Raw genomic sequence first — 20,629 nt, 5'->3', positions numbered from 1 at the left:
GGCTTTAGGCAACGGAATAATGGTCACAGGTTTCGAAGGGGGTGCGCGGGTGGCGCGAGCAGGACTGACACCGGATCGGCTGGCGCAGACCGGGGCCGAGCTGGCCGACGAGATCGGCTTCGAGCAGGTGACAGCGTCCGCCCTGGCGCGCCACTTCGGCGTCCAGGTGGCCAGCCTCTATTCGCACGTGCGCAACACCCACGACCTCAAGGTCCGGATCGCCGCCCTCGCCCTGGCCGAGATGGCCGACAACGCCGCCACCGCTCTGGCCGGCCGTTCGGGGCGCGACGCCCTGGCCGCCCTGGGCAACGTCTACCGCGACTACGCCCGCGCCCACCCGGGCCGTTATGCCGCCGCCCAGATCCGCCTCACGCCCGAGGAAGCGGCGGCCACGGCGGGGCCCCGCCACTCGGAGATGATGCGGGCCGTCCTGCGCGGTTACGACCTGAGCGAGGAGGACCAGGTCCATGCCGTACGCCTGCTGGGCAGCATCTTCCACGGATTCGTGAGCCTGGAGCAGAGCGGCGGCTTCGACCACAGCACACCGAACAGCGAGACGTCCTGGACCCGGATCCTCGATTCCCTGGACGCGACACTGCGTACGTGGGGGTGATCGTCGTTTGCGGAGGGCGGGCTCGGGTAGCCAGTGCTCCGGCAGGTACAGGACCGCTGGTGTTGGAGGCGCTGATGCAAGCGATGGTCTACCGCGGTCCGTACCGCGTGCGGGTCGAGGAGAAGGAGCGGCCGGCGATCGAGCACCCCAACGACGCGATCGTCCGGGTGTCGAGGGCCGCGATCTGCGGGTCCGACCTGCACCTTTACCACGGCATGATGCCGGACACCCGGGTCGGTATGACGTTCGGGCACGAGTTCGTCGGGGTGGTCGACGAGGTGGGGTCGTCGGTGCAGCGGCTCCAGGTCGGTGACCGGGTGATGGTGCCGTTCAACGTCTTCTGTGGCACCTGCTTCTTCTGTGCCCGGGGCCTCTACTCCAACTGTCACAACGTCAACCCCAACGCCACCGCGGTGGGCGGCATCTACGGCTACTCGCACACCGCGGGCGGCTACGACGGCGGGCAGTCCGAGTTCGTCCGGGTGCCGTTCGCCGACGTCGGGCCGAGCCTGATCCCGGAATGGATGGACGAGGACGACGCCGTGCTGCTGACCGATGCCCTGGCCACCGGGTATTTCGGGGCGCAGCTGGGCGGCATCGTCGAGGGTGACGTGGTGGTGGTCTTCGGGGCCGGGCCGGTCGGGCTCTACGCGGCGAAGTCGGCGTGGCTGATGGGCGCCGGCCGGGTGATCGTGATCGACCACCTCGAGTACCGGCTGGACAAGGCGCGCTCCTTCGCGCACGCCGAGACGTACAACTTCACCGAGTACGACGACATCGTCGTGCACATGAAGAAGATCACCGACCATCTGGGCGCCGACGTGGCGATCGACGCGGTCGGCGCCGAGGCCGACGGCAACCTGCTGCAGCACGTGACGAGCGCGAAACTGAAGTTGCAGGGCGGTTCGCCGGTCGCGTTGAACTGGGCGATCGATTCGGTCCGCAAGGGTGGCACCGTCTCGGTGATGGGCGCCTACGGCCCGATCTTCAGCGCCGTCAAGTTCGGTGACGCCGTGAACAAGGGCCTGACCCTGCGCATGAACCAGTGCCCGGTGAAACGGCAGTGGCCGCGGCTGTTCGAGCACATCCGCAACGGTTACCTCAAGCCCAGCGACATCGTCACGCACCGGATCCCGCTGGAGCACATCGCCGAGGGCTATCACATGTTCTCGGCGAAACTCGACGGCTGCATCAAACCGCTCATCGTCCCGAACGCCGCGTAGGGGAGCTCATCATGGCGTACACCCCGGACAAGCCCAAGCTCGCCGAGTCCAGCGACGAACTGCGCGCCCGCATCCCCGGCTGGGGCGCCGACCTGGACCCGAAGGACCGGCCGTCGGTGCCGCAGGAGATCTTCGACCCGACGTTCAGCGGCGCCCACTGGGAGTTCCCAGAACGGCAACCGGAGCGGTGGCCGCGGGAGAGGTCGATCGAGCACAAGTTCGTCACCCCGGTCTTCGGCACGTCCTGCCCGCCGCGCGGCCTGTCCGGCGCGATCCGCCGCTACTCGTACGCGAAGTACAGCGAGGGCCGGGCCGCGCACTGGCTGCTGCTGCTCGCGGCCGACCGGGTCGACGTGGCGGAGAGCGTGCTGCGCTCCTTCGCCACTGGGCACCCGGACAACCCGTTCACCCAGACCGGCGTACGCGCCGAGCGATCCCGTCACGGTCTGCGTTCCCGCCTCGGGCAGAACCGGGCGGACGTGGTGCACCACCCGCTCGACCCCCTGATCGTCGCCGCGCCGTGGATCGCGGGCGCCGGGCTCGCGTACGCCCTGGTCCGCCGCCTCACCCGCCGCAACCGATAGCCGGCCGCCGGGCCCGGCTCAGTCCATGGGCTGCTGTCTTCCGGGGCAGCGAACGGCATCACGGAACCGCGGACGGTGACCGTGAAGACCCAGTGGCCGGGAGGGGCCGGTCAGTGTCCCCGCTCGGAGCCGGGACGGGCCGGGCCCGGGTGCCGGTCCACGCCGCTTCCAGAAGCGCGGTCAGGCTGGCCGGGTCGGTCGGGCCCGGATGGTTCTGGATCAGGCGGGTGACCCCACCGGCCATCTCGGCGAAGCGCGGGAGGTCGGCGCGGGCCACGCCGATGTCCGCCAGGGTGGCCGGGATGCCGACGTCGGCCAGGAATTCGTCGAGCCAGGTGAGGAACACCTCCGCCGCCTCGGCGTCCGAGGCGCCGGTCACGTCGAGCCCGCACACCCGGGCGAGGACGGCCAGCCGGTCGCCGATGGCCTCCCGGGCCGCGTCCAGCGCGTACGGAAGAAGCAGCCCGACGCCCAGGCCGTGCGGCGTGTGCGTGGCCGCGCCGATCGGGTACTGAAGGGCGTGCGGCGCCCCGTTGCCGGCGTGGGAGAACGCGAGCCCGGCGAGCATGGACCCGTAGGACATGTCGGCGCGCGCGCCCTTGTCGCCGCCGTCCCGGACGGCCCGGCGCAGGCTACGGGCGATCCGCTCCGCGGCCAGCAGCGCGTAGTGGTCGGTGACCGGGTTACGGCCGAGGAAGACCTGCTCCACCGGGTCACGGGGGCCGTGGGCCCGAGGCCGGGCGGTGTAGCTCTCGACCGCGTGACAGAACGCGTCGATGCCGGAGTAGGCGGTGACGGTCGCCGGGCAGCTGTAGGTGAGTTCCGGGTCGACGACGGCGAAGTCGGGGACGATGTGGACGCTGGAGACCCCCACCTTGAGCTCGCGCTCCGGGTCGCTCAGCACCGAGACGGGGGTGAGCTCGGAGCCGGTGCCGGACGTCGTGGGGACCGCGACGAGGGGAATCGTCGGCCCGGGCACCTTCGATTCGCCGTAAAAGTCGCGTGGCGTCCCGCCGTGCCGCCGGATGACGCCGACCATCTTGGCCAGGTCGATCACCGTGCCGCCGCCGATGGCGAGGATGACGTCGGCGTCCACCTCGGCGGCCGCCGAGACGGCGCGGTCGACGTCGGCGAGGGGCACGTCCGGCGTCGCGTCGGCGAAGACCCCGACGACCTCGACCCTTTCCCGTACGGCGGCCACGATCCCGGCCACCCCCGGTTGGGCCAGAAGGACCTGGTCGGTCACGACGAGGACTCGCGAGCCGCTCTCGGCCACCAGCCGGGGGATGTTCTGCGCGACCCCTTCGCCCACTATCAGCTGGCGGGGCCCGCGGACCGTCTCAAGCATGTCAGTACCTCTCTGGCCGGAAGAAGAACGGCCGGTCACGGAAGGTCGATTGCCGCGTAGGTGAGCTCGAGGTACTCATCGATGCCCTCGTGTGACCCCTCCTTGCCGATCCCTGACTGCTTCACGCCCCCGAACGGGGCCGCGGGGTCCGATATCAGCCCGCGGTTGACGCCGAGCATCCCCGTGTCCAGCCCTTCGGTGAACCGGAGCGCACGCTGGAGGTCCCGGGTGAAGACGTACGCGACCAGGCCGTACTCGGTGTCGTTGGCCTTCGCCAGCACCTCGTCGTCGGAGGTGAACGAGATGATCGGCGCCACCGGGCCGAAGATCTCCGCCCGCAGCATCCGCGCGTCCCCAGGCACGTCGGCGAGGACCGTGGGCGGGTAGAAATGACCTGGCCGGTCCGGACGCTCGCCGCCCACCAGGACCCGGGCGCCACGAGTGACCGCGTCGGCGACGAGCTCGTCGATCCGGGTGACCGAGGCTTCGTCGATCAACGCACCCACGTCCACGCCGTCGTCGAGACCGTGGCCGATCGCGAGCGCGCCCATCCGCTCGGCGAAGCGCGCCGTGAACTCCGCCCGCACCGGTTCCTCGACGTAGATCCGGTTGGCCGCGACGCAGGACTCCCCGATGTTGCGCATCTTGGCCACCATGGCCCCGTCGAGCGCGACGTCCAGGTCGGCGTCGGCGCAGACGATCAGGGCCGCGTTGCCGCCCAGCTCCATCGAGGTGCGCAGCACGTTGTCCGCGGCCTGCCGCAGCAGCACCCGCCCGACCTCGGTCGACCCGGTGAAGGAGAGCTTGCGGGTCCGGCCGTCGGCCAGCAGGGCCGAGACCACCTCGCCGGCCCGCTTGGTGGTCACCACGTTGACGACGCCCGGGGGAACACCGGCCTCCTCCATGATGCGGGCCAGCAACAGCATGGTCAGTGGCGTCTGGGCGGCCGGTTTGGTGATCGTCGTGCAGCCCGCGGCCAGCGCCGGAGCTATCTTGCGGGCGCCCATGGCCAGCGGAAAGTTCCAGGGCGTCACGAAGACGCACGGCCCGGCCGGCTTGGGCACGGTGAGGATGCGATACCCACCCGCGGGAGCGACGCTGTAGCGCCCCTCGACGCGCACCGCCTCCTCCGCGAACCAGCGGAAGAACTCGGCGCCGTAGGCCACCTCGGCCCGGGCCTCGGCCAGCGGCTTGCCCATCTCGAGCGTGATCAGCCGGGCGACCTGTTCGGACCGCCCGGTCAGGGCCCGGTACGTCGCGGTCAGCAACTCCGACCGTTTCCGCGGCGGGGTCGCCGCCCACTCCGCCATCGCCTCGCTCGCCGCGTCCAGGGCGGCGAGCCCGTCATCGACGCCGGCGTCCGCCACCTCGGCGATGGCCTCGCCGGTGGCCGGGTCCTCGACGGCGAACGTGGCTCCGCTCGCGGCCTCCCGCCAGGCGCCGCCGATGCGGAGCCGCCGGTGCTCAGGAGCCAGGACGTCCATCGGGTCGCTCATCGCGATCACCGCCCGGCCCCGGACAGCGCCAGCCCGGTGCCGGCGTCGAACAGGTGCGCCCGGTCCAGGTCGACTGTGACGTGCAGCCGCTCCCCCGGCGTACCGGTGATGGTGGGTCTTGCCTTGACCTTGAGGATCTCCGTCCCCACGCGGACGTCGACCACCGTCCGGTCCCCGAGTGGCTCGAGCCCGTAGACCTCCCCCGGCAGCGACGCGGTCCCGCGCTGCTCGACGGACAGGTCTTCCGCGCGCAGGCCGAGCAACAGCGGACGATCGTCCTCGGCTGTGGTCCAGCGGGGCCGCGGCAGCGTCCAGCCCTGCGCACCGACCAGGCGATCCCCCTCGGCGTGGCAGGCGAGCAAGCTGATCGGCGGGCTCCCGACGAACTTGGCGACCCACTGGTTGGCCGGGCGGTCGTAGACCTCGGTCGGCGTTCCGGCCTGTTGGACCTTGCCCTCCTTGAGGACCGCGACCTGATCGGCCATCGACAGGGCCTCGACCTGGTCGTTGGTCACGTAGACGAAGGTTGCTCCGAGGCTGCGGTGGATGCGGGTGAGCTCGGTGCGCATCTCGACGCGGAGCTTGAGGTCGAGGTTCGTCAGCGGCTCGTCCATGAGGAACGCGCGGGGCCGGCGGACCAGGGCCCGGGCCAGGGCGACACGTTGCATCTCCCCGCCCGACAACTGGGCGGGACGTCGCTGCAGCAGACGTTCGATGTGCAGCAGGCGCGCGACCCGATCGACGGCGGCGGCGATCTCGGTCGAGGACGAGCGGCGGGCCCGCAACGGCGAAGCGATGTTCTCGTACGCCGTGCGCCGCGGGTAGAGAGCGTAGCTCTGGAAGACCATCGCCAGGTCGCGGGCGGCCGGGGCGTCACCGGTCGCGTCCCGCCCGTCCAGATGCACCGAGCCGGCGTCCAGCGTCTCGAGGCCGGCGATCGCTCGCAGAGTCGTCGTCTTGCCCGCCCCGGAGGGCCCGAGCACCACGAAGAACGAGCCGTCCGGCACGTCCAGCGTCACTCCGTCCAGGGCCTGGACCTTCCCGAAGGACTTGTACAGCCCGTGCGCTGCCACGGTTCCCATCAGGCCACCAGTTCTTCCGTGGTCACGTCGTAGAGGGCCGGCGTCCGGCCGGTGTGCCGCAGTCCGACCTTGGCATCAGCGGCGAAACGGACTGTCGACGGCATCCGAACCCGGACGTCGTGCTGACCGCCGTGGTCCACGACGTAGATGATCTCGTCACCCAGCCACTCGGCCGAGGCCACGCGGGCCGGGACCGAGCGTTCCGCCCCCGGTTCGGTGACCTCCAGCGCTTCCGGCCGGACGCCCGCGACCAGGCGACGGTCGCGCGGCAGGCCCTGCGGTGGCGTGAGGGCCAGTCCGCCCTGCCCACGCAGCTTCCCCTCGGCCACCTCCACCTCGATGAGGTTCATCGGCGGCGAACCGATGAAGGCGGCGCAGAACAGGCTGGCCGGCCGGTCGTAGACCTCCAGCGGCGTACCGATCTGCTCGACGCGGCCCTTGTTGAGGATGGCGATCCGGTGACCGAGCGACATCGCCTCGACCTGGTCGTGGGTGACGTAGACCATCGTCGTGCCGAGCTCGCCCTGCAGGTGCTTGATCTCCGTGCGCATGTCCGCCCTCAGCTCGGCGTCCAGGTTGGTCAGCGGCTCGTCCATGAGGAAGGCGCGCGGCCGTCGCACCAGGGCGCGAGCGAGCGCGACGCGCTGCTGCTCCCCGCCGGACAACTGGCGCGGCCGCCGATTCAGTAGCGGCGTGAGCCGCATCAGCCGGGCCGCCTCGTCGACCCGCTCCTGGACCTCCCGCTTGGGCAGTCCCTCGGCCCGCAGCGGGAACGCCAGATTGTCGCGGGTCCGCAGATGCGGGTAGAGGGCGTAGAACTGGAACACCATGGCGATGTCACGCTCGGCCGGCGGCAGGTCGTTGAACAGTGTCTCGCCGATGCGGATGTCGCCCGTCGTCTGCCTCTCCAGGCCGGCTACGGCCCGCAGCGTGGTCGTCTTGCCGCAGCCGGAAGGGCCGAGCATCACGAACAGCTCCCCGTCGGCGATCGACAGGTCGACGTGTTCCACCGCGACCGTCCCGTCCGGGTAGCGCTTGTGCAGGGCGGTCACCTCGATGCCGGCCATCAGCGTCGCACCGCCCCGAGCGTCACGCCGGCGACGAGGTGCTTGCGCACCAGGTAGGCGAAGACGAGGACCGGCAGGGCGAACACCACGGACGAGGCCGCGACGAGTCCCCAGTCCACGGTGGTGCCGCCGATGAGACCGGCGATGGCCGGTGGCGCCGTCCGCACGTCGTCGCTGGAGGTGAGGAAGATCGCGAACACGAACTCGTTCCACGAGAAGATGAGAGCGAAGACCGCCGTCGCGGCGATCCCGGGTACGAGCAGGGGAAGGGTGAATTTCCGGAAGGCCTGCAAGCGGGAGTAGCCGTCGAGCATGGCGGCATCCTCGTACTCCGCGGGCACCTCGTCGACGAACCCCTTCATCATCCAGATCGTGAAGGGGACGTTGAAAGCGGTGTAGATGAGGATCAGGCCGAGCGGGGTGTCGATGAGCCCGACCTGGCGGTACATGAGGAAGATCGGGATCACCACCACCACGGGCGGCATGAAACGGGTGGACAGGATGAAGAACAGTTGGTCCTTCTTCGCCTTCAGGGTGAAGCGCGAGTAGGCCCAGGCCGCCGGCACCCCGAGCACGGTGGCCAACACCGTGGAGACTCCGGCGACCATGACGGAGTTGAGGAACGAGACGGAAAGGGCCGAGCGACCCCCGCCGGAGGCGACGAACACGTCCTTGTAATGGTCCAGGGTGACCTGGAAGTCGAAGAACTTGGCCGGTACGGCGTACACGTCCCGGTTCTGCTTGATGGACGTCTCGATCATCCACAGCACCGGGAAGAGCATCACGACGGCCAGCAGGGTCAGCAGCGCGATCTCCAGCACGGAGCGGCCCCGGCCGGCGAGACGGCGCGTGGGGGGCGCGTGATCCTGGACCGGGCCCGGGGACACGGCCTCGTTGACGGAGACGGCCATCAGTCCTCCTTGAGCTTGTTCAGGTAACGCAGGTAGAGCTGCGTGAGGATGATGACGACCAGAACCATGAGGATCCCGTAGGCCGAGGCGGTTCCGGTGTTGAAGCCCAGGAACGCGACCTTGTAGACGTGGAACGACAACGTCTCGGTCGAGACTCCGGGGCCTCCGTTGGTGAGGATGTAGACGAGGTCGAAGAGCCGGAACGCCTCGATGGCCCGGAACAGAACGGCGATGAGCAGCAGCGGCCACACCAGCGGCAGAGTGATGGTGCGGAACCGGAACCACTCGGACGCCCGGTCGATGGACGCGGCCTCGTACAGGTACTTGGGAACCGCGGTCAGGCCGGCCAGGGCGATGAGCATGATGAACGGCGTCCACTGCCAGGTGTCGACCACGATCAGCGAGATCAATGCCGTCCGCTGGCGGGTGAGCCACTCCACCGGCTCCAGACCGAGCGAGCCGAGCATGCTGTTGACCACGCCGAACTGCGCGTCGAGCATGAAGCGCCAGAACAGCCCGACCACGACCGGCGACAGCATCATCGGCACCAGGAACAGTGTGGTCAGCAGGCCCCGCCCGTGCGTACGCCGTGAGATCAGGTAGGCGATGGAGAAACCGAGCACGGTCTGAAGTCCGACCGCGCCGATGACGTAGACCAACGTCGTCAGGGCCCTCAGGTGGACCTGTGCCGAGGTGAGGATGGCGGTGTAGTTCCCGAACCACACGAAGTTGGCCGTCCCGCCGCGGGTGGCCGAGTAGTCGGTGAAGGACAGGTACAGCGCCCAGAGCAACGGGAACACCGACATGGCGAGCAACAGCAGCAGCGCGGGGGCGATGAAGGCCACGGCGAGCCGGCGGTCGTTCGTCCGGTGGGACCGGCCCCGGGCGGATGGCTTCGGCGTTGCCACCCGCCCGGGGCGGTCGGTCGTCAGGGAGACGGGGTCGCTCACAGCCCGCCGCCGCCCTTGCGGCCGCTCGAGTCGAGCACGGCCTGCTGCTCCTTGGCGATGTTGTCGAGCGCGTCCTTCGGCTTCTTCGCACCGTTGAGAGCCGCGTTCACGTTGGTGTTCTCGATGTCGACGAGACGCGCGTACTCGGGCACGTTCCACATGTCCCGCATCCGCGGCACCGAATCGGCGTACACCTGGTTGAACGGCCCGGCCTGAAGGAACTCGGGCGACTGAATGGCGTCCGTCCGCGAGGGGACGCCGCCGGCCTTGGCCCACTTCTTCTGAATGTCGGCCTGCTCGAACCACTTCATGAAGTTCAGGGCCTCGGCCTGGTTCGCCGGGGACGAGTAGGCCGACACGTGCATCCCCATACCGCCGAGGGGAACCAGGTCGGTCTTCTGCTTGGGCAGGGTGGCGAAACCCAGCTTGCCGAGGATCTGCTCGCGCGTCGTGCCGAGCGTCGACTGCTTCGGGTCGAGCAGGCCGCCGCTCGCGGCGATCCAGTTGAATGCGATGCAGGCCTTGCCCTGGGCGACCGCCGCGTTCACCTCGTCGATGAACCAGTTGCCGGAGCCCTTGGCGGTCAGCGGCTTCATCCTGTCGACCAGGACGCTCATCGCCTCCTGGCCGGCCGCGTCGTTGAGGACACCCTCGATCTTGCGGTTCTTGGCGTCCCACAGGTTGCCGCCGTAGACGCCGTTGACCGTGTTGTAGGTGACGGCCGCCGCGTCGGAGCCGTTGGCCTGGTGGAAAGCCAGTCCACTGACGCCGGGATGGTCCGTCTGGCACTTCTCGGCGGTGGAGATCATCTCGTCCCAGGTCTGCGGCGGCTTGTCGCCGATCAGATCCTTGCGGTAGATCATCGTCCAGGTGTCGCCGAGCAGCGGAAGACCGTACAGGCTGGCGTTCTCGTCGCGCTGGCCGGTCTCGGCCTGGGGGAACTGGCCGTAAGCGGCCAGCAGGTACGGGTTGTAGGCCCCGACGTCGATGTTGCTCTTGACGAAGTCGGTGAGGTCGAGGATGTTGCCGTTCGTCACGGCCTCGCCGATGTGCTGCGAGTCCAGGATCGCGATGTCGAAGTCGGTCTTGCGCGCCGCGAACTGGGTGAACATCGCGTCGTGCCAGTTCGCGTTCGGCACGGTGTTGACCTTGATGGTGGCGTTCGGCCGGACCTTCTTGTACTCCTTGTTCGCGAACGTCTCCAGCGCCTTCGCGGGGGGCCACTCGAACCAGATGAAGCTGAGGGTCAGCGGATCCTGGGTGAGCTCGGGGATGGTCGCCGGCGCCTTGGGGGCGCTCGCCTTCGCGTCGTCGTCCTTGCCGTCGCCGCACGCCGCCACGGTGGTGGCCAGCAGCAGCATGGCCGCCGCCGCCAGCTGCACCTTCCGGGCAGGACGTCCTCTTCGCTTCGGATACCGCATATCTCTGCCTGCTTTCTGGGAGGGGACTTGTGCGACCTCGCTGGTTCTTCGCCGAGCAGCTGCCCGGTTCCAGGCGTGTGCCGTCGAGAAGGGCTCCGGTTCCCCTACGGCCCGGTGGCGAACCGAGGGGAAGGTCGAGCATGCTGACGGGTGCTGAAAGTGATCAAAGGAGATGCAGGACGAAGATCATCCGCCACTTTTCCTATACGATCTGATGAGCGTCAGCATGTCGCAGCGTTGTGACCGATGTCAACAGGCTCGCGCTGACGCAAGAAAGGACCTCACGTCACGATGGACGACGAAGCGATGATCGCGCGGGGCAGCCAGACCACGACGGGCGGAATGTCACCGGGAAGATCTCGCGGGCGGCTGGCCGACGAGGTTTACGACACGCTGCTCGGGCAGCTGATGTCGCTCCGGATCGAACCCGGCTCCCGCGTCACGATCGACGTCCTCGCGCGCGAGCTGGGGGTCTCCCAGACGCCGATCCGGGACGCCCTGAACCGCATGGAGGCCGAAGGGCTGGTCGTGCGGGTACCTCATGCCGGCTACCGCATCCCTCCCCAGATCACCCGTCACCGCTTCGAGGACATGCTCGAAGTGCGCCTGCTCCTCGAGCCGGCCGCGGCGCGCCGGTCCGCCGAACGGGCCTCTCTGGAGCAGGTCGCCGGACTGCAGCGGATGCTGAAGGAGATGGCGGAGCTGGAGGGAAGCACCGGGCCGATGGCCTACGGCGCCTTCGGGCTGCGCGACGCCGCTTTTCACGATCTCGTCGCCCTGAGCGCGGGAAACCAGGTCATCCGAGAAGCGCTCGCCCGCCTTCACAGCCACGTGCACCTCTTCCGGCTTCACCGCGACACCCAGGTCACCCACCTGGCCATGGCCGAGCACGAGCAGGTCGTGGACGCGATCGCCGCACGTGACCCGGACGCCGCCGCCTACGCGATGCGCCGGCACATCCTGCGGTCCGGCGAGCGTTTCCAGCGATTGTTCGACGAGATCGCCGACGCTGCTGAGGCTTGACGGTCGCGCTGGGTCGGGGAATGCTGACTCAACCGGATCGGATCGGATCGGATCCGCCTCACCCACCCCTCAGATGCGAGGAGAAGCAGGTGCCCCGAGCGCTGCTCCTGACCGGCGACGCCGCCGAGGAGCTCGACACCATGTATCCCTACTACCGCGTGCAGGAGGGCGGCTGGGATGTCGACGTCTCGTCCCGGACGAGGCGTGACGTACAGCTGGTCATCCACGAGTTCGACCCCAACTCCGACGCCTACGTGGAGAAGAACGGCCGGAAGCTGCCGGTCGACGTGCCCTGGGCCGAGGTCGACGTCGACCGCTACGACGCCCTCATCATCCCCGGCGGACGCGCTCCCGAGTGGATCCGTGTCGACGCCGACGTCCGGCGCATCACTGAGCACTTCTTCGCGCGCAACCTCCCCATCGCGCTGGTGTGCCACGGCGCGCAGGTGCCGGCGGTGTACGGACTTCTCAAGGGCCGAAAGACGGCGTGCTTCCCGCCCATCACCGGTGACATGGAGAACGCGGGCGCAACGGTCATCGACGCTCCCGACGTCGTGGACGGCAACCTCGTCTCCTGCCGCGGGTGGCCCGACATGCCGCAGTTCGGCCGGGCCATGATGGAGCTCTTCGCGAAGTCCGTCGACTCCGCCCGGTGACGGCACTTCGGACTGTCGTCGTCGGCGGTTCCCCGGTCAACGTCCTGGAGGGCGGCAACGGACCCACGGTGCTGATGCTGCACGGTTCCGGGCCCGGCACGACCGGGTTCGGAGCTTGGGCGGCAACAGCGCGGGCGCTCGGCCCGTCCCGGCACGTGGTGGCCCCTGACCAGGCCGGTTTCGGCCGTACGCCCGTCCCGGTGGGCTCCCGGGGTGGGCTTCGGCTGTGGACCATGCAGGCCGCGGGCCTGATGGACGCGCTCGGTGCCGAGCATTACGCCGTGGTGGGCCACTCCATGGGCGGCGCCGTGGCGCTGGCGCTGGCGGCGGCGCGCCCCCGGCAGGTCACCCACGTCGTGGCGGTCGCGACGATGGGTGCCCCCGAGGCGCCGTTGTCCGCCGAGCTCAACGCGATCTGGGGCGCTCCCGCCGGCCCACTCGGAGCACGAGACATGCTGAGCCGCCTCGTCCACGATCAAGCGCTCGTGACCGAATCGGCCGTTGACGCCCGGGCAACTGCGATGCGAGCGGGGGAGGCCGCATTCGCGTCGTTGTTCCCCCCGCCCAGAGAACGGTGGGTCGAGGACCTCACCCTCCCGGGGCCGGCGTTGGCCGCCGTCCGCGCGCCCGTGCTGCTCGTGCACGGCGCCCAGGACCGCGTGACGCCGCTCGGGACGGCCGCCCTGCCCCTGCTCGAACACCTCGCCGATGTCCGTCTGCACGTGCTCGCGCGATGCGGTCACGTACCGGCGATCGAGCACCCGCACGAGTTCCAGCAGCTCCTGTCGTGCTTCCTCCCCGGTCGTACTTGCACCTAGACGACCTGGACGCGACCCTGCGCACCTGGCCCGGTCAGAGCGGGTAGACCCGGACCCACTCCGCCTCGTAGGTCGCCGGCGTCATGTTCGTGCCGTCGAAGTTGTCGAGCTGCATCGTCAGGTGCCCGGAGGCCATCGACTGCATGGCCCGGCGGTTGCCGCCCGCGTTACCGGCGTAACGGAACCACTCCTTGCCGTCGATCAGGCCGCGGACGTAATTCGGCGTCCACTCGAAGGCGACGTTGTGCCATTCGCTCAGCGGCGAGCCGCAGCCGCTCTCCTGCTTGCGTTCCTGCTGGGTGCCGCCCGAGGTGACCGGGTAGTGCATGAACGCCACCGCGCAGGCGGCGCCCGGCTCGTCGTTCTCCAGGAAGTCGTACTCCCCTTCCTCCGGCCATTTGTCGCCGTCCGGCCAGACGATCAACAGCGGATGGTACGTACGGCCGTTGCTCGCCGAAGTGTTGCGGGACCGCACTCGCGCCTCCCACCGGCCGTACCGGGTTTTCCAGTTGTTCTGCAGCCAGCCGGTCGTGCCGTTGACCCCTCCGCTCATCACCAGCCGGCCGGCCTCGACCTTGGTGGCGCTGGCGCAGCGCTGCCCGCCGTCGGCGTGCGGGTTGTCCCAGCATTCACCGGCGACGCCCCACTTGACCGTGTCCGGCCGCCCGGTGTAGTCGAACTCGTCGCTGTACTGGGCCAGCGGCGTGCCCCAGCCGTTCAGGACGGCCGCCTCGACGCCGTTGCTCGACCCGGGGCTGTCGGTGGGCGCCGGGTTGGTGCTCGGCCGCACCATGACGATCACCGGCGACAGCGGGCCGGCGGCGGTCTTCGGGATCAGGATCAGGCTGTACGGGGTCTCGTTCGTGAGCAAATTGAACTGCCACGTCCGGAGGTCCGCCCGGGTCTCCTGGGCCCATGGACCGCTGCCCCGGGTGTCGGTGCCGTCGCGTCCCACGTTCCAGCCGATGATGTCGGTTCGTCGCGTCCACCAGTTGAGGACGCCGGTGCCGTTGCCGGCCACCGCGGTCGCCGTCACGTCCGGGTCGGGGTTCATCTTGTAGGTGGCCATGGTGGTACGGAACCCGGCACCCACCGCCAGATCCGTCGCCTGGACCAGCACCTTGGCCCGGACGGCGCCGGCCGGGGCGGTGAACCGCCCGGAGATCCGGGTGTACGCCGTCGTCCCGCCCACCGGCAGGTATCCGCCGTTGAGCCGGCCGAGGTAACCGCCGTCGGCGGCGTACCAGTCGGTCTGGATACGGGCCTGCGCCGGATCGCCGGGGGTGCGCACGTCGGCGCCGAAGTCCCAAGGCTTGCCGGCGATCACCTGCTGCTCGGGCATGAAGATGCCGGCCGAGACGCCGGTGTTGCCGGTGACCGCGAGCTCCCACCGAGCGGTGGCGTGGTCGGTGGTCGCCTGCCGGGTCGTGGTCAGGCTGTTGCTCAGCCGGCCCCACCCTTGCCCGTCGGCCGCCAGGGCCGGGTTGGCGCACTCGTTGTCGGAGACCAGAAGCTGCCCGGTGTGCAGGAAGTATTCGACGTCGCCGTCCGATCCGGCGAGCGCCGCGTGCGCGGCGCGGGCCAGGTTGAACCGCCCCGCCGCCTCGGCCGCGGCCTCGACCGCGCTGACGTCGCTGCGGCTCTTCGCGGCCCGCGCCCGCTTCTCGGCTTCCCGGTCGAGGCGGTCCGCCTCCACGATGCCGGTGTGGATGAACGCGTTCCAGACGGCCGGGTCGGTGCTGCGCAGCGCGGCCATCGCCGCCCAGTAGATCTCCGAGCTCTCCTTGGCCGTGTTCCACACCCAGCGTACGAAGTTCTCGTCGGTGACCTGCAACTGCACCTCGGTCGGCACGACCCCCACCAGCAGACCCGCCTGGACGCGCGCGCCCCGCTCGATCATGGCCCGTTGCTCGGCCTCGGTGGCCTCCTGGTCCGCCTCGATCTCGGCGATCCGGTCCTGCTCACGGGCCTGCAGGAGACCGGTGGTGATGAAGTCGCGCTGCTCCTGCGCGGTGCCTTCGAACGCCGCCAGCGCGGCCGCCCGTACCCGCTCGCCGGTGTTCTGCCGGTAGATCGCGAAAACGAAATCCCGGTCCGGGAGCAGCAACAGCTCCGGCGTCACCTCGATCGCTAGCGCTACCAGCGCCCGCTGCCGCAGCTCACGGGCCTCGCGGGCCGCCGCCGAGTCGCGCACCTGGTTGGCCACGTCGCGGTCCTTCGCGGCGCGGATGCCCGACTCGATGTAGACCGTGCAGGGCACGTACGAGGTGCTGGTGCAGTTGCTCAGCGCCAGCTCGGCGGCGCCGCGCACCTCGGACGGGTCGTCGGCCTTCTTCCAGATCTCGAAGACGAAGTCACGCTCGCCGAGCACGAGCCAGCTGTCCGGCGCGACCACGCCGACCACGGCGGCGGCGCTGACCCGGGCCTCCAGCGAGGACTCCAGCGTGGCGGCTCTTCTCAACGGAGCCGCGGCGGTGGCGGTGGCCGGCTCGGCCAATGACAGTGCGGTCAACAGGGCGACGGCGGCGGCGAACGCCCGTCTCTTTCTCGACGATCTCATCATTCCTCCCGGAGTCGGCGAGAACGGTTATAGCGGCGCCGATACATTTCCGGTCCATTCCTTCAAGGGGGTCGGTGGCCGCTTCCGGCCAATTCCGCCGCGCGCACCGGTGTCGATGTTTAGCTGGCCCGGCCAGCCCGTCGCCCATGGGGAGTCCCGATGCACGCGAGAGCGCGAATTCCGATTGTCATCACCCTGATCGCCTTGTGTACGACCCTGGTCGCACCGCGGGCGGTGGCGGCCGAACAGCACTCCGCGAGCTGGTCGCGCGCCCGGGCGGTCGCCTCGTTCGACTCCCGGTCGTCGGTGCGGGCCGCGGCCTGGGGCGCCCTGGTTAGCTCCGATGTGGACGCGGCCCTGATCCGTTTCTGGGACAGCGGTTACAACTTCGCCAAGTCCCGGGCCGCGCTGAACGACTCGCGCAACACGGATTTCTGCCAGCGGGTCCTGGCCACCCACACCGTCGAGTTCGCGCCGGAGGTGCACGCCGCCGCTGCGTACGCGCTCGGCAAGAACGCCGCCGCGCGGGAGTCCTTCGCCCGCACCGGATATGAGGCGGCCAAGGCCCGTGACCGGCAGGCCCGCGAGGCCACCGGGGCGCAGGCCGCGGCCCTGGAGCAGTTCGACCGGGACTACGTCGCGCTGCTGCGCGACAACGACCCGGGTGAACAGGTGCGGGCGGCCGCCACGTACACGCTGCGCCCCGCGGCCACCGACGCCGACCTGGTGGAGTTCTTCGCATACGGATGGGCCAACGCGGCCGAGCTCGACGTCGCGGCGTTCCGCATGCGCGTCAGCGACGAGGACGCACGGTGGCGGGCCGGCATCGAGCGGCTCGTCGCCGACGCCCAGGCAGCCGAACAGGCGGCCCTGGCCACGGCCGGTGAGGCGGCCGAGCAGGCCCGCGCCACGGCCGCGCGGGCCTGGGCCGATGTCGCCACCCGCACCGGGACGCCGCGGGTGCTGTGGGCCGACGCGGAACAGGTCGCCCGGGCCCAGGCGGCGAACTGGCAGCAAGTCGTCGCGGCGGCCAACGGCGCCACCGGGCTCAACTGGCAGGCCGTGGTCGGCAGCTCGGGCACCACCGCCGCGTCGTGGGCGGCCGAACAGGAGCAGGCCGCCGAACAGGTCGCGTACTGGTCCGGGCTGTTCGCCGACGCGCTCGCCGGTGAGCTGCGGATGACCGGCGGCGCGGCATGAGACGCCTGCTCGCCGCCCTTCTGCTGACGACCGGCCTGCTCGTCGCGCCGGCCGGCCCGGCCGACGCGTACGCGCCCGTCGACCCCGCCGCGACCGCCACTCCGATCCCGGTGCCCCCGCTCGAGACCGGGCAGTGGGACGGCCGGACCGGCGTCGACTTCCCGGAGGACCCGTTCCTGCGCGATCTGGTCGCCGAGATCGCCGAGCTGGACGAGGAGCCGGAGATCCGCGACGCCGCGGCCGCCGCTCTCGCGTCGGACCAGCCCGGCGCGATCGAGCACTTCCTGTACGAGGCCCACGGCGTCCTCACCCAGCAGATCTCCGACCGCAACGACGAGACCGCCCGGCGCAACACCGCGACCATCCAGGCCATGGCCGGCACCGGCCCGGCCGGCGGCTACTTCAACACCGAGGTCGCCCGGGTGCTGCGCGGCACCGACGCCGACCGGGCGGCCTTCCTGGCCTACGGCGCGGACATCGCCCGCACCCGCGACCAGCAGGCCGTCACCGCGGAGAACGAGCGCAAGCGGCTGCTGCGCGACCGGCTGACCGCGCTGGTGGCCACGGCCGCCGACGGCTCGGAGATGAAACGGGCGGCCGCGGCCGCGCTGGCCGGCAACGACGCCGCGGTCGCCGCCTTCTTCAACGGTGGCTACCTCACGGCGGCCACCGCCGACGCGGCGGCCCGCGAGCAGTACCTGGCCGATCTGGAGGCCCGCAACAAGGCCGCCGAGGACCTCACGGACCTGGCCCAACGGGCCGCCCGGGCGTCCGAGGCGCGGCGCCGGATGCTCGTCGCGCACGGCAACGCCGTCCACGAGCTGCAGCGCGCCGCCAACGCGATGGCCGGCTCGGCCAACGCCGCCCGCTCGGCCCAGCGGATCCTCGCCGGCGGCGGCACCGCCGCCGAGAAGAGCACCCAGCTCACCGCGGCCAAGAACGAGACCACGGCCCAGCTCACCGCCGCCCAGCAGGCGGCCGAGCGAGCCCGGATCGCCTCCCTGACCGCCGTCACCGAGGCCGACATCCTGATCGAGACCGGCCTCGACTACGGCGCCGAATGGTCCCGCATCGTCCAGGGCATGCACCAGGCCGCCGTCGCGGCCGTCGGCGCGGCCACCACCGCCGGTCACGCGGTCGACGCCACCATCGCCACCCACAACGCCCAGACCGCCGCCGAGCAGGCCGAGGCGCACCGGCAGCAGGCCGCGAAGTGGCGCGCACACGCCGACGAGCACGCCGCCGCCGCGGCCAAGCTGGCCGCCGCCGCCCAGACGCAGGCCACCGCGGCCAAGACCGCCGCCGCCCGCGCCAAGAAGGCCCGCGAACAGGCCCAGGCGGCCGAGGCCCGGGCGTGGGCGGCCGCCGAGCGGACCCGCCAGCACCGGCAGACCGCGGAGGCTGAGGCGGTCAAGGCACGTGACGCCCGGCAGGTCGCCGAGCGTGAGCGTCAGACCGCGGCGCAACAGCGCACCCGGGCCGAGGCCCAGGCCGCCACCGCGGCGACCGCCCGGCGCCACGCCCAGGCCCAGGCCGGTGTCGCCGCCGATGCCCTTCAACGAGCGCGTCAGGCGTCGACCGCCGCGGCCTCGGCGGAGCGAACCGCCTGGGACAAGGAAGGTGCCGCCCGCCACGCGCGGGACGCTGCCTTCCGCGCGGAACTGGAGTCGCAGGGAGCGGTGGCTCGAGCGCAGGCCTATGCGAAGGCGGCCGCCGACGCGAGCGGCGAAGCGAAACAGGAGGCGCAGCGTCAGGCCGATCAGGCCGCCCGTGACGCGGAAACGGCCCGGGCCGCGGCCCGATCCGCCCGAACGGAGGCGAACACGGCCACCGGTGCCGCCGCCAACGCCCGCGCCGCGGCGACCGAGGCCGTCCGGGCCGCCGACCGGGCCGACGCGGCCGCGCAAGAGGCTCGAGCCGCGGCCACTCGCGCCGACGCCGCCGCCGGCCGGGCGGAAGCTGAAGCCAAGGCCACCCACCAGGCACGCATGGAGGCCGACGCCCGCGCCGCCGCCGCCACCGCACAACAGGCCACCGCCGCCGAGGCGGCCCGGGCCGCAGCCAGGCTGGCCGAACAGGCTCAGGATGAGTCCGTTCAAGCCTTATGGGCCGCACAGCGTACGCAGCAGGAAGCCGAAGCGGCCACGACCGAGGCGGTGGCCGCATCCGCACAGGCGGACATCGCAGTGACGGCGGCCGCCGCGGCACGTGCTTCCTCGGCGGGAATCGCCGAGCCCCTCAACACGGCACTGGCCATGGTCAGCCCGTTCACCGGCGCCGACATCGACGCCAACTTCGTCACCAGGGTCGCTGAACAGGCCCGCGTGATAGGCGCCGAACAGGCCGCCGCGGCCCAACAGCGCGCGAACGAGGCGGTGGCCGCCGCCGAGCGTGCGGCCGCCGCGGCCCGGGCCGCCAACGAGGAGACGAAGAAGGCCTTCGAGGCCGCCGCTGCCGCGGCACGGTCGGCCGCCGACGCCGCCGGCTGGGCGGCCGAAGCCAAGAAATCGGCCGCCGAGGCCGCCGCGGAAGCCGCCGGAGCGCGCGCGGCCGCTGCCGGTGCGGCGCAGGCCGATGCCCAGGCGAAGGCCGACGCGCGGGGCGCACGTGCGGCGGCCAACACCGCGGCCGATGACGCGGCCGTCGCCGGGCGCTCCGCCGCGGACGCGCGCTCGGACGCCACCCGTGCCGCCTCGGCGGCGAGGGCGGCCGAGACGGATGCCGCCGCGGCAAGGAACGCGGCGACGGCGGCGGAGGCCTCCGCGGTTGACGCGCAGAAAGCAGCCGAAGCCGCACAGAGATCCGCCGACAGCGCCGCCCAGGCCGCCGAGCAGGCATTGCAGCACGCCATCGACGCCCAGAACGCGGCCTACCGCGCCGAGATCGCCACGCGGCACGAGCAGATCCAGTTCATCGCCAATCCGGCGAACAACGATCCCGAGATCCCCGACATCGAGGAACTGGTTCCCTACCTCACCCCGGAGCAGCGGGCCGAATACCAGCGGCTGATCGGGGTCGCCAGCGGCGACATCATGGACTTCATCGCCCGCGAGGGCGAAGGGCTGCTGCTCGATCTGGTCGGGGTGACCGACCTCGAGGCATGCCTGCTGCACGGCGACCTGTGGGCCTGCATGTGGAGTCTGCTGAACTTCATTCCGTGGACCAAGATCGCCACGGTCGCCGCCAAGATCGGCCGGTTGTTGCCCAAGCTGATTCGGTTCATCGACGAGATCCTCAAGGCGCGAGAGCAGATCGACGACCTGCTCGACCTCGCCGAACAGGCCAAGGCCTGCCGCGGCGGCAATCGCCTGCGGGCCGGCGGCCGGTCGGTGCTCGCCCAGGACTGTGGTGTCACGATCTACCGCACGCCGAAGACCGCGGACAAGGACTTCGAAGTGGGCTTCGGGCCGAATCCCGCGTCGCACCAGGGCGGCGACCAGTCCGTCTATTTCGGGGAAAGGTCCGTGGCGGCCGAGTACCAAGGGCGTGGCGACTTCGCCAACGGCATGATCCGCTATGTGATGCGTAAAGAGTTCGAGACAGAGTTCGCCAACACCAAGTTTCGCTATGACTGGCAGGGACCCGGCGGATCGGCGCGGTACGAATGGGTGATCCCGATCAACCGCATCGCCCGCTTCAACCAGCTGACCCAGTCAAGGGTCTGGGAGCCGAGGTAA

16 protein-coding genes are annotated in these 20,629 nt (G+C 70.7%); 8 read left to right on the top strand and 8 right to left on the bottom strand.

Annotation, left to right across the window (positions count from 1 at the left end):
* Nucleotides 1-49 precede the first annotated feature (49 nt).
* The 3 genes from AB0J66_RS45800 to AB0J66_RS45790 all read left to right on the top strand — a co-directional run bounded on the left by AB0J66_RS45800 (nt 50) and on the right by AB0J66_RS45790 (nt 2,420).
* Entirely contained in the window at nt 50-613 is a 564-nt protein-coding gene (locus tag AB0J66_RS45800; protein ID WP_364674642.1) for a TetR/AcrR family transcriptional regulator, read from the top strand.
* A gap of 74 nt (nt 614-687) precedes the next feature.
* Entirely contained in the window at nt 688-1,836 is a 1,149-nt protein-coding gene (locus AB0J66_RS45795) for a zinc-dependent alcohol dehydrogenase (protein WP_364674640.1), read from the top strand.
* A gap of 11 nt (nt 1,837-1,847) precedes the next feature.
* Nucleotides 1,848-2,420: a hypothetical protein gene (locus AB0J66_RS45790; RefSeq protein ID WP_364674637.1), complete on the top strand. Its 573-nt coding sequence runs from the start codon at nt 1,848-1,850 to the stop codon at nt 2,418-2,420.
* Nucleotides 2,421-2,478: 58 nt separating this feature from the next.
* Here AB0J66_RS45790 and AB0J66_RS45785 read toward each other — a convergent pair whose 3' ends face one another.
* The 7 genes from AB0J66_RS45785 to AB0J66_RS45755 are packed head-to-tail and all read right to left on the bottom strand — an operon-like array spanning nt 2,479 to nt 10,695.
* Nucleotides 2,479-3,768 (bottom strand): iron-containing alcohol dehydrogenase, encoded by a 1,290-nt coding sequence (locus AB0J66_RS45785; RefSeq protein WP_364674636.1) that lies wholly within the window; start codon nt 3,766-3,768, stop codon nt 2,479-2,481.
* Between the two features lie 35 nt (nt 3,769-3,803).
* Entirely contained in the window at nt 3,804-5,264 is a 1,461-nt protein-coding gene (locus tag AB0J66_RS45780) for an NAD-dependent succinate-semialdehyde dehydrogenase (RefSeq protein WP_364674634.1), read from the bottom strand.
* Between the two features lie 5 nt (nt 5,265-5,269).
* Nucleotides 5,270-6,346 carry an ABC transporter ATP-binding protein gene (locus AB0J66_RS45775; protein WP_364674631.1) on the bottom strand — a complete coding sequence of 359 codons (1,077 nt, stop codon included), beginning with the start codon at nt 6,344-6,346 and terminating at the stop codon, nt 5,270-5,272.
* Complete coding sequence (locus AB0J66_RS45770; protein ID WP_364674628.1) at nt 6,346-7,413, bottom strand: ATP-binding cassette domain-containing protein; 1,068 nt, start codon at nt 7,411-7,413, stop codon at nt 6,346-6,348. Before AB0J66_RS45770 ends, AB0J66_RS45775 begins: the two co-directional genes overlap by 1 nt.
* On the bottom strand, nt 7,413-8,324 hold the full coding sequence (locus tag AB0J66_RS45765) for a carbohydrate ABC transporter permease (RefSeq protein ID WP_364674626.1): 912 nt from the start codon (nt 8,322-8,324) through the stop codon (nt 7,413-7,415). The genes AB0J66_RS45770 and AB0J66_RS45765 overlap by 1 nt, the downstream gene beginning before the upstream one ends.
* Nucleotides 8,324-9,274 (bottom strand): sugar ABC transporter permease, encoded by a 951-nt coding sequence (locus AB0J66_RS45760; protein ID WP_364674623.1) that lies wholly within the window; start codon nt 9,272-9,274, stop codon nt 8,324-8,326. The genes AB0J66_RS45765 and AB0J66_RS45760 overlap by 1 nt, the downstream gene beginning before the upstream one ends.
* Nucleotides 9,271-10,695, bottom strand: coding sequence for an extracellular solute-binding protein (locus AB0J66_RS45755; RefSeq protein WP_364674620.1), 1,425 nt, complete (start codon nt 10,693-10,695; stop codon nt 9,271-9,273). The genes AB0J66_RS45760 and AB0J66_RS45755 overlap by 4 nt, the downstream gene beginning before the upstream one ends.
* Before the next feature lie 291 nt (nt 10,696-10,986).
* Between AB0J66_RS45755 and AB0J66_RS45750 the strand changes: the two genes are divergently transcribed.
* The 3 genes from AB0J66_RS45750 to AB0J66_RS45740 all read left to right on the top strand — a co-directional run bounded on the left by AB0J66_RS45750 (nt 10,987) and on the right by AB0J66_RS45740 (nt 13,192).
* Nucleotides 10,987-11,718, top strand: coding sequence for a GntR family transcriptional regulator (locus AB0J66_RS45750; RefSeq protein WP_364674618.1), 732 nt, complete (start codon nt 10,987-10,989; stop codon nt 11,716-11,718).
* 89 nt (nt 11,719-11,807) lie between these two features.
* The gene (locus AB0J66_RS45745) at nt 11,808-12,374 is read left to right on the top strand and encodes a DJ-1/PfpI family protein (protein WP_364674615.1); all 567 of its coding nucleotides are present in this window, start codon (nt 11,808-11,810) and stop codon (nt 12,372-12,374) included.
* The gene (locus tag AB0J66_RS45740) at nt 12,371-13,192 is read left to right on the top strand and encodes an alpha/beta fold hydrolase (RefSeq protein ID WP_364674612.1); all 822 of its coding nucleotides are present in this window, start codon (nt 12,371-12,373) and stop codon (nt 13,190-13,192) included. Before AB0J66_RS45745 ends, AB0J66_RS45740 begins: the two co-directional genes overlap by 4 nt.
* Nucleotides 13,193-13,226: 34 nt before the next feature.
* Here the strand turns inward: AB0J66_RS45740 and AB0J66_RS45735 are convergent, their stop codons facing one another.
* Nucleotides 13,227-15,752 (bottom strand): glycoside hydrolase family 16 protein, encoded by a 2,526-nt coding sequence (locus AB0J66_RS45735; RefSeq protein ID WP_364674610.1) that lies wholly within the window; start codon nt 15,750-15,752, stop codon nt 13,227-13,229.
* Nucleotides 15,753-15,956: 204 nt separating this feature from the next.
* Between AB0J66_RS45735 and AB0J66_RS45730 the strand changes: the two genes are divergently transcribed.
* Both AB0J66_RS45730 and AB0J66_RS45725 read left to right on the top strand, forming a co-directional pair.
* Nucleotides 15,957-16,952 (top strand): hypothetical protein, encoded by a 996-nt coding sequence (locus AB0J66_RS45730; protein WP_364674607.1) that lies wholly within the window; start codon nt 15,957-15,959, stop codon nt 16,950-16,952.
* Nucleotides 16,949-20,629, top strand: coding sequence for a hypothetical protein (locus tag AB0J66_RS45725; protein WP_364674606.1), 3,681 nt, complete (start codon nt 16,949-16,951; stop codon nt 20,627-20,629). Before AB0J66_RS45730 ends, AB0J66_RS45725 begins: the two co-directional genes overlap by 4 nt.

It is taken from the genome of Actinoplanes sp. NPDC049598 (assembly GCF_040675435.1).
Taxonomy (GTDB): Bacteria; Actinomycetota; Actinomycetes; order Mycobacteriales; family Micromonosporaceae; genus Actinoplanes.
Note: the sequence above shows the minus strand (reverse complement) of the source record. Positions and strands in the feature narration are given on the sequence as shown.